The sequence below is a fragment of the Nostoc sp. ChiSLP03a genome (assembly GCF_034531215.2).
Lineage (GTDB): Bacteria > Cyanobacteriota > Cyanobacteriia > Cyanobacteriales > Nostocaceae > Nostoc.
On sequence record NZ_JAVRBQ020000014.1, the window covers coordinates 21026 to 27800 of the forward strand.

Consider the following 6775-nt stretch of genomic DNA (forward strand, 5'->3'; position numbering starts at 1 on the left):
TAGAAGATAACTAGCTTTTTTGTCAAAACCCTCTGACATAGCATCGTTTTCTTAACCTTGAGATAATTTGGCAACAATTGTTTGCAACTAGCATTTCGCAAAGCAGTAGCTTTTGTGAATTTAATTATCGCAAACTAATGCAGTGAAAATACCCAAATTCTTTATTATTCCCATTTTTTATTTCTAATTTATACCTGAAGACAGATTATTTAATTTTGCATCTAGCACTGTAAAAATGTATCGCCACGAACAATAACTACTTTTTTAATTTTTGGTGAAAAATCAGAATTTGTGTTAGAAAGTTGGTCGTTCAGATTCTCAGGCTGTGGTTGGTTAAACTGTGCATTTGCATTCAACAAACCTAAAAAGTTCATTTCATCCCCTTAAAGATAATCAAAACAATATAGAAGTTCAGCGGGAAAGCTGTATGAAAGTAGCAGTCCAGCAAGAAGATTTACAGCTTTTAGCCAAAACTTTGCAAGAACAATTACTTGTAGAAGTCTCAACCGCTGAAGTCTTCGAGGTTAAATGCGTCGTCAATAAAGGCGAGCTAATGATTTTAACGCAACACGCGTCAGATGTAATCGTTGACGCTCAACTAATTTTTGCAGTTATTGAGGAGGTACTTCAGTCTCTAGCACCCCACAAAAAGCAACGGGTGCAATGTTTTTTGAGAGTTTTTGGCGAACAACTCCCTTATGCTAAATGTTTCTTGGCGTTGAAGCCGACGGGGGGATGGGTAGCAGAGGGAGATGAGGAAGTACAAAAAGATGAGGAAGTAATATTCCCCTCATCATCTCTGACATATTCTCCATTAATCAATGAGAGCGAAGAAGAAAAAGAAGAAGAACTGTTTGACCCGTTTGCAGATGTGCCGAATTTCTCGGCTTCAAAGCCAGGATTCCAGGTCAAACCTATCCTCTTGGGTGCAGCGTTGGTGGGAATTATAGTTTTAGGCGGTGGTGCTTACTTATTGACTCGCCCTTGCGTGATGTCTGAGTGTAAGGAAATACAAAACGCCGAGCAAGTAAAAACAAAATCTCCACAACTAATGCGCCGCGCCAAGTCTGAAAAAGAATTAGTTGCTCTACAACAGCAACTTGCAGCAGCCAGCACAGACCTGAATGTAATTCCTAGTTGGTCGCCTCGTTACCAGCTGTCACAGGAACTAAAAGCAAGTTTATCAGGGCGATCGCAAAAAATCGATCGGGTGGTCAAAGCTTTGCAAACGGCATCTTTGGCGACACAAAAAGTTCAAACTCCAGCATCTAGCTTAGAGGAATTACAAACTAGGCAACACTTATGGCGACAGGCTATAGCGCCACTAGAAAGTATAAGTTCTAGTAGTGAACTCTATGGGCTGGTGCAGGGTAAATTACTGAATTATCGTGTTCGTTTGCACGCTGTAAATCAACAGATATTTATTGAGGAAAAATGGCTGAAAAAACTAACAATGGCAAAAGGTGTAGCTGTTGCAGCCGAGAAGCAAGAAGCTGCTGCTAAATCCTTGAATGACTGGCAAAAGGCGCAATCTACTTGGCTGGTGGTAATTAATGCCTTGAATACGATTCCCCGAAATAGCGTTGGATATCAAGAAGCCCAAAAGCTGTTGCTAGATTATAAACCTAAGTTAGTATTAGTACGCGATCGCGCTACTAAAGAACAATTAGCTGTTAAAACCTACCAACAGGCCCTTACCACTGCCAAGCAAGCCAAAGTTTATGAACAACAAAAACAATGGCAAGCAGCGGCGATATATTGGGAGCAGGCTTTGCAAACTGCTAAAAAAGTTCCCCAAGATAGCTTGTACTACACTCAGGCTCAGTCTCTGAGCAAACCCTATTCATCTGCGCTCAAACAAGCACAAGAAAAAGTACAAGTTGTTAGTAGTTTGCAACAAACCCGCACTGACTTAGATAAGACTTGCATTAATGGAATTCGGATTTGCACCTTTAGCATAGACAATGCAGAAATTATTGTCCGACTAACTTCTGAGTATGACCAAATAAGACAAAATAACTTGGCTAGTCCTTATTCTCAGAATTCGAATACTGCTGTTGATGTTACCAATCACTTGCAAATCTTACGCGAAGCCCTAGCTGTAATTGGTGAAAATGCCAATCTATCCCTTTTTCTTTATGATTCCCAAGGTCAGGTAATTTATACGCGGACTTTAGGCGGGTAAGTAAAATACCGATTGAAGTATAAAGGATGAATTGTACATTAACTAATTATTTGTCAATTTAACAAAATACTGCTACAGCATTTCAAATACCTAAAACCCTGACATAATACTTACTATGTCAGGGTTTTTCCTATTTCAGGAAAATAGCGATCGCACTACTGGCTAAAAGTTACACATTTTAAAGCGGGCGATGGGACTCGAACCCACGACGTTCACCATGGGAAGATGACATTCTACCACTGAATTACACCCGCAAATTGCTAACATAAACTTATGCCTAAAATTAAGCATACCACTATTTACAGCTGTTTTCAATTGGCTAGAAAATACACTATTTTGACAACTACTGATGCATGAGTCTTGTAGCTGTTCAGATTAGGAAATTTTTTTAGCTAGCTGATGACGGCACTTATTACAATATTTAACTAAAGAACAATTTCCTCGCCTCGCTCCGTGAAGCGAACCTCTTTAATATTCCATTGAGCATTACTCGTTAAGGTTTTGCGGAGACTGCCAAACAGAGCAAACTGTTCGCAACTAGAAAGAGAACTTATTTGCCGCTTTGACTCAGGAGATATTCGTAAATCAACTGTAGCAATGCCATTTTTGATGTTGACACGATACCCAGACAAGCTAAAGTCGCTTGTATCTCGTTTTTCTAAGATTTTACTTACGACATTTGTCACTGGTTCCTCGGCTGGTACTGAAACCTTTTCTGGAATTAGTTTTTGACACTGGGTATCACTTGTGTATAGTGTTACGTTAGTAGTTTTGCTAGTGGCAACCTTAGAAGTTGGTGATGAAGGCGTATTTTCCTTAGAAGATTCTTGATTAGGAGATTTTTCTCTCAACTGAGCTACGCTAGGAATTTGGCTGGGAGCCTGAGAAGGTAGGCTATTCGTCGGTGCTGGTGCTGTGGTAGGGTATGAAGTTGCGCTGTCAATATTACCTGCGGTAGGGTTAGAACTACAACTACTGAGGCTCACAACCATTGTCACAAAAATAGGGGGTAAAAAATATCTCTTGATTGTGTTCATAAATTTTGCTTATAAATTATATTGTTATCTATTTCAGTGTTGTTGGTATCAATTCCGCATGAATTCGTCAATATTAAGCCAGTCTATAAAGTGTCAACCCAAAATGTTTTAAAGTCAAATTTTATACTATCCACTAAAATTACAACATCTACTATTCAAGGAGCTATGTTTGACAACATTAGGGATACAATAAACTAGAGAATTACTGGAACCAGTAGCACTGCATCTGCGCCTGTTGCTTGTGCTAAAGAAATTTGGCAAAAGTAAAATCAACTCCTTGGAGAATATTAGAAAAACTTGTGCTTTTAGATGACTGATTAAAAGCAAATTACTAGTTTTCACTACTTTTTTGCTTCGTCAATTGCTGCACTAATAATTGCACTCCCAAAGCCAACAAACCAATTGCTACTATAGCAAAAATTCCGCTACCTAAAGCAACTACACCAACAACCAGAGTGCGGACAGCAGAAGAAATCTTCACCACCAATGGATTGATTGAATGGATCGGTTTACTAGCAAAATTTGTTGCGATCGCAATCATCAGCGAATAGGCTGCAAATGCCATCCCTCCAGAAATCGCCGCCCCAGTAAAACAGCGTAACGGACTAGCTGTCACCTGTTCTTTAGCATTTGTTTGCGGCGTTAGATTTTGGTCATTCATAATATTTAAATTTTAGATGTTAGATTTTGGATTGGAGCATTAGGAATAATTATTGTTTGTCATTTAAATTGCATCTTTGCGTTTTTTTGGTGATTTGAACTATGCAACTTAAAAGCTCATCCATCAGCTTATTGCCCATACTCGATTAACAATAAAGATTTATTTAAACTGAAGATGCCACCTGAATACCATGTGTAATTGTCCGAGTCACAAACAATTCTAAGTCTTCATCAACAATTGCTTCCCTAACTTGCAGTTTCACTTTTTCTGCCTGCTGTTGAGACTCAACAAGAGCAAAAACTGTTGGACCAGAACCAGACATCATTGTTCCTAAAACACCTTCCTGATTTGCAAATGTTTCTCGCAACTGCAAGACTTGCGGATAGACTGGCAATACGACACGCTCTAAATCATTGTGCAGTTTTTGGGCAATTTCTCTGGCATCTTTATCCAGGATAGCTTTTACTATTGCTCCTGAATGAACTGCATTAGCGCGCACTGCCAAGTTGTCGCTATCTCTAATATAAGAATGACCAAACTGTTGTTGATAAGTTTTATATGCCCAAGGGGTGGAAACTTCCAGACTGCGGTATTTCCCCAATACTATATATATGTTATTTAAACTCGGCACGGGAGAAAGTTGCTCACCTCTACCTGTTGCGATCGCAGTTCCACCCGCTACACAAAAAGGTACATCTGAACCGAGTGTACCTCCCAACTCTTCTAACTCTGACTGAGTTAATCCCAACTTCCATAATAAATCTATCCCTACCAACACAGCTGCTGCATTTGTCGAACCTCCAGCCAACCCAGCAGCTACAGGAATCTGCTTATTAACAGTAATCTCTACACCTCCATGTTTAGCAAAGGCTTCGGGAAAATGCCTCACCATTAATTCTGCTGCGCGGTATGCCAGATTACTTTTATCTGTCGGTACTTGTGAGTGGTTGCAGTGAACCCTAATAGTATCAGTGCTAATGGGACGCACATCAATTCTGTCGGCAAGTCCGATACTTTGAAGTATCATGGCTAACTCGTGATAACCATCGGGGCGATTACCAATGATTTCCAGATATAAGTTGATTTTGGCAGGGGCAATTAGGCTGTAGGAATGCATTTTATGGGAGTGGGGAAGGTGGGACCCCCTCTGGGGATAAGGGGTAATGGGGAGTGGGAAATGGGGAATAAAGAAGGAGGAATGGGAAAAATCTGCCTTGTTCCCTACTCCCTACTTTCTACTCCCAATTCATTTGCTAAAATTACCCATTGCTGAACGCTGAGGTCTTCGGCTCTAGCTTGGGGATTTATTTTTAATTGTTCCAGTAAGTGGCTCAAGCGATCGCGTTCTATAACAGATTGCAAATTATTTCGTAACATTTTGCGCTTGGCACCAAAACCCAACTTTAAGAAATTCTCTAACTGTCGGGGATTAAGCGCTGGTATTTCTATTTTTCGGGGACGCAATCGCACCACTGCTGAATCGACTTTTGGTGGTGGATGGAATGCGGCCGCTGGAACTGTGCAGATTAACTCACACTCAGCCAAATACTGTACCCGCACACTCAACGCCCCAAAAGCTTTTGAGCCTGCTTTAGCATATAACCTTTCTGCTACTTCTTTTTGTACCAGCAACACTATTGAGTCAAATGGTTCGGGATTAGGGTTAGCGATGGTACCCAGTAGTTTCTCAATGATTGGCCCTGTAATGTTATAGGGAATATTGGCTACTACCTTATTTAGCTGTTGGAAATTGGGAAAGGCTGCCAGATAAGATGGTAAATCTAGACTGAGAAAATCCCCCTGCAAAAGTAAAAAATTTTCAGTCTTACCAAGCTGCTTTGATAACAGTTGGCATAAGTCGCGGTCTATTTCAACTGCAACCAGAGATTGCACTAAGGGTAATAAACGACGAGTCAGAAGCCCGGTTCCAGGCCCAATTTCCAGGACGCGTTCGCTTTGTGTACACTCAGCTGCTTTAATAATTGCGTCGAGCGCCTTTTCACTTTTGAGCCAATGTTGAGCAAAGACCTTACGCGGTCGGATCATCTGTATTTATTGCCTAGTCTAGTTTTTAGCGTTTATCAAAAACTCATTATAAATTTTGAAGTTTCTCTACAGCGCTAGATTCACTGTAACGCCTATCTTCTCCTCCAAACGCTCCGCGATCGTAGTGATGGCGATCGCGTAAGTGTCCATATAGCCTCACCTGTAGGATAGGAGTCTTAAACTGCAAGCTTCCAACAACTATGCTCTTATATATAATTAATTCGAGCATTTGGATTTAAGATACATACCTCCAGCAAGACTACCTCCTGCCTTTTTCAATAATCATTAATTACTTAACTTGTATCAGATCCCATTTAGAAACAAGCAACGTGCATTATTCACACACTTAGGTTTAGCCACTTCGTTCTCGCCTGCCTCCTGTTGCTTAACCTATTAACCTGAAAGCAAGTCCAGGCAAGCGATTTGCCATTTCATAAAAAAAATAAATTTACCCCTTGACAAACTAGGGGATGACTAGTTAATCTAGTTAAGTGGAAAGGCAACAGACGCCAAACCACCGCTGAACCTGTAAAACATAATACTTTGAAAGCTTAAGAAAAAACCAATCCTCGTCAAAAGATTTTGCTTTTGGTAAATCCAAAAGGATAATCAAAATTAATAACAGGATTCCGGAAAATATTTTTTCGGAGCCACAAACTCTAAACACAACAAAACGGAGAGTTTGATCCTGGCTCAGGATGAACACTGGCGGTATGCTTAACACATGCAAGTCGAACGGTGTCTTCGGACATAGTGGCGGACGGGTGAGTAACGCGTGAGAATCTGGCTTTAGGTCTGGGACAACCACTGGAAACGGTGGCTAATACCGGATGTGCCCTTGGGTGA

Annotated in this window: 6 protein-coding genes, 1 tRNA gene and 1 rRNA gene; 2 read left to right on the forward strand and 6 right to left on the reverse strand. The window is 40.6% G+C overall.

From position 1 onward, the window contains the following. The first annotated feature begins 427 nt into the window (after window positions 1–427). Window positions 428–2185 carry a hypothetical protein gene (locus tag RMY32_RS01925; RefSeq protein WP_322708536.1) on the forward strand — a complete coding sequence of 586 codons (1758 nt, stop codon included), beginning with the start codon at window positions 428–430 and terminating at the stop codon, window positions 2183–2185. A gap of 182 nt (window positions 2186–2367) precedes the next feature. Here the strand turns inward: RMY32_RS01925 and RMY32_RS01930 are convergent. From RMY32_RS01930 to RMY32_RS01955, 6 genes are all read right to left on the reverse strand, one after another. Further along, window positions 2368–2439 (reverse strand) — tRNA-Gly (locus tag RMY32_RS01930). Between the two features lie 171 nt (window positions 2440–2610). Next, the gene (locus RMY32_RS01935; protein WP_322708537.1) at window positions 2611–3222 is read right to left on the reverse strand and encodes a GerMN domain-containing protein; all 612 of its coding nucleotides are present in this window, start codon (window positions 3220–3222) and stop codon (window positions 2611–2613) included. 331 nt (window positions 3223–3553) lie between these two features. Beyond that, entirely contained in the window at window positions 3554–3883 is a 330-nt protein-coding gene (locus RMY32_RS01940) for a DUF3082 domain-containing protein (RefSeq protein WP_322674528.1), read from the reverse strand. A 163-nt stretch (window positions 3884–4046) separates the two neighbouring features. Beyond that, the gene (gene ispE / locus RMY32_RS01945; protein WP_322708538.1) at window positions 4047–5000 is read right to left on the reverse strand and encodes a 4-(cytidine 5'-diphospho)-2-C-methyl-D-erythritol kinase; all 954 of its coding nucleotides are present in this window, start codon (window positions 4998–5000) and stop codon (window positions 4047–4049) included. A 104-nt stretch (window positions 5001–5104) separates the two neighbouring features. Beyond that, window positions 5105–5929 (reverse strand): 16S rRNA (adenine(1518)-N(6)/adenine(1519)-N(6))-dimethyltransferase RsmA, encoded by an 825-nt coding sequence (gene rsmA, locus RMY32_RS01950; RefSeq protein WP_322708539.1) that lies wholly within the window; start codon window positions 5927–5929, stop codon window positions 5105–5107. A gap of 46 nt (window positions 5930–5975) precedes the next feature. Further along, window positions 5976–6158, reverse strand: coding sequence for a hypothetical protein (locus RMY32_RS01955; RefSeq protein WP_322708540.1), 183 nt, complete (start codon window positions 6156–6158; stop codon window positions 5976–5978). A gap of 441 nt (window positions 6159–6599) precedes the next feature. Here RMY32_RS01955 and RMY32_RS01960 point away from each other — a divergent pair. Continuing rightward, window positions 6600–6775 (forward strand): 16S ribosomal RNA (locus RMY32_RS01960); the annotation flags it as partial.

Bases quoted from the DNA above. Each gene is read 5' to 3' on its own strand.
- RMY32_RS01925 (WP_322708536.1), top strand. From the start codon at position 428: ATGAAAGTAGCAGTCCAGCAAGAAGATTTACAGCTTTTAGCCAAAACT.
- RMY32_RS01935 (WP_322708537.1), bottom strand. From the start codon at position 3,222: ATGAACACAATCAAGAGATATTTTTTACCCCCTATTTTTGTGACAATG.
- RMY32_RS01940 (WP_322674528.1), bottom strand. From the start codon at position 3,883: ATGAATGACCAAAATCTAACGCCGCAAACAAATGCTAAAGAACAGGTG.
- ispE (WP_322708538.1), bottom strand. From the start codon at position 5,000: ATGCATTCCTACAGCCTAATTGCCCCTGCCAAAATCAACTTATATCTG.
- rsmA (WP_322708539.1), bottom strand. From the start codon at position 5,929: ATGATCCGACCGCGTAAGGTCTTTGCTCAACATTGGCTCAAAAGTGAA.
- RMY32_RS01955 (WP_322708540.1), bottom strand. From the start codon at position 6,158: ATGCTCGAATTAATTATATATAAGAGCATAGTTGTTGGAAGCTTGCAG.